We start from the raw sequence: 2,768 nt of genomic DNA on the forward strand, positions 1-2,768 counted from the left end.
GGGCGAGGCTCGGGCCGCTCGCGGCCGCCGGGGGGGGCGCCGGCCGGGCCTTCGCGCCCGCCGCCACGACCTTCGCCGCCACGCCCTTCGCCGCCGCGTCCGCCCGGGCCTTCACCGCCGCGCGGTCCGCGCTCGTCGGGGCCGCCCTGCGCCAGGAGGATCGTGCCGGAGGCGCCGTCCTCGCGGGCGAAGGCGGGTGCAGCGAGGACGAGCCCGGGCAGCATCGTGCCGGTCAGGAGCAGCAGGCGGAGTGTCCGCATTCGGTCGGCCTCGAAGGATCGTGGAAAGCCCAATCGAACCCACGAGCGCCGGGATGGTTCCGGCGCGGCGCCGCTCAGGGGGGATTCGCCGAGGACGCCTTGGCCGGCCCGATCCGGTCGAGGGCGATGATCCGCACCGTGCGCTCGGCGGTGCCGGTGGCGGACGGCTCGGCGGACAGGTCGGGCGCCGGCTTGCCCGCCACCTCGACCGGCAGGCCCGAGCGCTCGGCGGCGTCGGCGGCCAGCACCGCCGCGGTCCGGTCGGCGCGGCCGACGAGGGTGAGGCGGACCTTCGGGCTCGGGCGCGAGAGCGCCTCGGCCTGCATCGGGGTGACGAAGATGTCGCCCTTGTGCCGCACCAGCATGCTCTCGGCCTTGGTCAGCGACTGCGCCCAGGTCTTGTCGGCGGGCTTGCACGAGCAGTTCGGCACGAAGGCCTTGCGGAACTTGAAGGCGTTGGCGAGCGACACGTAGGCCTTGCTGCCCTTCACGGTCGCCGCCGACTTCAGGGCGTCGTCGCCGTAGGGCATCGAGTAGGCCGCAGCCTCCGTTCCGGGGCAGAGCGCCTGGCACATCTCGTCGGCGCCGGTGCGGCCCTCGGGCAGGTTGCGCATCGGAAAGTAGGCGCCGTCGCAGGTCCGCACGCAGATCACCTGCGCGCCGCCGCGGGCATGGGTCTCGCCGGTCGCCGGGTCGACGCGTGCGGAGTCGGCGCAGGACGAGGCCACCAGCCCCTGGAGCTGGCGGCGTCGGGCGCCGGTGTCGTCGATCGCCGCGCCGCCATAGGTGGCGTTGAGCGCGCGGATGCGCTGCTCGACGGCGCCGCATTGCGGGGGCCGCGTGTCGAAGAACAGGAAGGTGCCGCCCTCGCAATTCAAGGAGCGGTGATAGGCCTCGAGCCGGCCGATCTCGCTCTGCAGCGCGCGCACCGTGCTGGCGCCGTTGCTCAGGCTCGCCAACTCGGAGCGGTAGCGCAGGCAGGCCGCGCTCGGCAGGCGGCTCGGCGCCGGGGCGGAATTTTCCGCGGCCGGAACCGGGGTTTGGATCTGGTCCTGGGCGTGCGCGGCCACGGTCGCGCCGAGCCACAGCGCGAGGATCGCGAGCGGGCGGCGGAGCGGGCGGAATCGAAGGCGCGTCGACGGCATGGCTGAACGATCGGGGGTTCGGCGCAGGGCGGTGGGTGAACGGTTCGCCGCGTCGTGAAGGTCGGCGCCGGGAAACGAAGCCCCGGCGGGCTTAACTTTTTTAAACGCCCTCGCGCATCGGCGACAGCCCTCCTACATGCCCGCGACGACACAAGCGGGGGAATGGTGAACGATGTTGCTTCGGGGTCTCACACGCGGCGCGCGGGCCGCGCTGCTCCTGTCGGCGCTGGTCGGCCTCGCGGGGGCCGCCGCGGCGCAGGAGCCCGACCGGATCTTCGACAAGTCGACGGTCTGGCGCCCGCTCACGCCCAACGACAAGCTCGTAGTCTACGGCGTCGACGACCCGCTCGTGAGCGGGGTGGCCTGCTGGTACAGCCAGCCGGAGAAGGGCGGCATCAAGGGCACGCTCGGCCTCGCCGAGGACGTGTCCGACATCTCGCTCGCCTGCCGCCAGGTCGGGCCGGTGCAGTTCTCGGGCAAGTTCGGCCAGGGCGAGGTGGTGTTCAGCGAGCGCCGCTCGCTGGTGTTCAAGTCGATGCAGATCGTGCGCGGCTGCGACGTGAAGCGCAACACGCTGATCTACATGGTCTATTCCGACCGGGTGATCCAGGGTTCGCCCAAGAACTCCACCTCGAGCGTGCCCCTGATGCCCTGGGGCACCGAGCCGCCGCCGAAATGCGGCGCGTTCCTGAAGGGCTGAGCGCCGCGCTGTCCCTCCCTCTTTACGGGGGAGGGAAAGGCTCGGCCCAAATCCCGAAAGCCCTCAATCCTGGCAGGTGATGCGGATCGGGCGCTCGGCCGGCTTCGTCACGGGGAGGTCGATGGCGCCGGTGTATTCCTCGGCCGCCGCGATCCCGTAGGCGTTGGCGGTGGCGTAGCCCTGCGCCTCGCACCAGGCGTTGGCGACGACCTGGCCGCACTCGCTGCCGGGGCTCGTCAGGCACTCGCCGACGCCGTAGCCGTCGCTCGACGGGATCAGGAAGGTCTTCTCGACATGGGGCGCCGTCTTGGCGGCCGGGGTCTCGCCGTCGCCCGCGGCGAAGGCGCCCTGCGCGAGGGTGACGAGGAGGGCAGCGGCAGCGAGTGCGCCGAGGCCGGCAGCCGAGCGTCGCATGGATACGTCCTTGTTCAGGGGTGGCCCTGGTTCGAAGTCTTGCGTGCGGATCGTGAGCGAGCGCCAAAATCCGACGGCGGGGTAAACAAAGGCTTTCCGGCGTCGACCGCGTTTCGTCCGCTGGGCCGATCGCGCCGGTCTCGAATTCTTGACGGATTTCGGGTAGCCCGATCCGGTCCGCCGGACCGTCGCCGATCCGCAACACGGCCCGGCGCGAAGCCGGCGGCAATGCGGCGGGGCGGGTCGCGC

3 protein-coding genes and 1 pseudogene are annotated in these 2,768 nt (G+C 72.2%); 1 reads left to right on the forward strand and 3 read right to left on the reverse strand.

What is annotated here, in order from left to right:
- Together FV226_RS27230 and FV226_RS27235 are read right to left on the reverse strand one after the other, a co-directional pair.
- Positions 1-260, reverse strand: a pseudogene (locus FV226_RS27230) (cell envelope biogenesis protein OmpA); the annotation flags it as partial.
- 74 nt (positions 261-334) lie between these two features.
- Entirely contained in the window at positions 335-1,405 is a 1,071-nt protein-coding gene (locus FV226_RS27235; RefSeq protein WP_147765371.1) for a DUF2865 domain-containing protein, read from the reverse strand.
- A 172-nt stretch (positions 1,406-1,577) separates the two neighbouring features.
- Here FV226_RS27235 and FV226_RS27240 point away from each other — a divergent pair, with 172 nt between their 5' ends.
- Positions 1,578-2,105: a CreA family protein gene (locus tag FV226_RS27240; protein ID WP_147765372.1), complete on the forward strand. Its 528-nt coding sequence runs from the start codon at positions 1,578-1,580 to the stop codon at positions 2,103-2,105.
- Positions 2,106-2,168: 63 nt separating this feature from the next.
- On the opposite strand, the gene FV226_RS27245 is transcribed toward FV226_RS27240, so the two are convergent.
- Complete coding sequence (locus FV226_RS27245; RefSeq protein ID WP_147765373.1) at positions 2,169-2,519, reverse strand: hypothetical protein; 351 nt, start codon at positions 2,517-2,519, stop codon at positions 2,169-2,171.
- Positions 2,520-2,768 lie beyond the last annotated feature (249 nt).

Origin of the sequence: Methylobacterium sp. WL12, from assembly GCF_008039475.1 — a bacterium.
In the GTDB taxonomy this organism is placed as follows: domain Bacteria; phylum Pseudomonadota; class Alphaproteobacteria; order Rhizobiales; family Beijerinckiaceae; genus Methylobacterium; species Methylobacterium cerastii.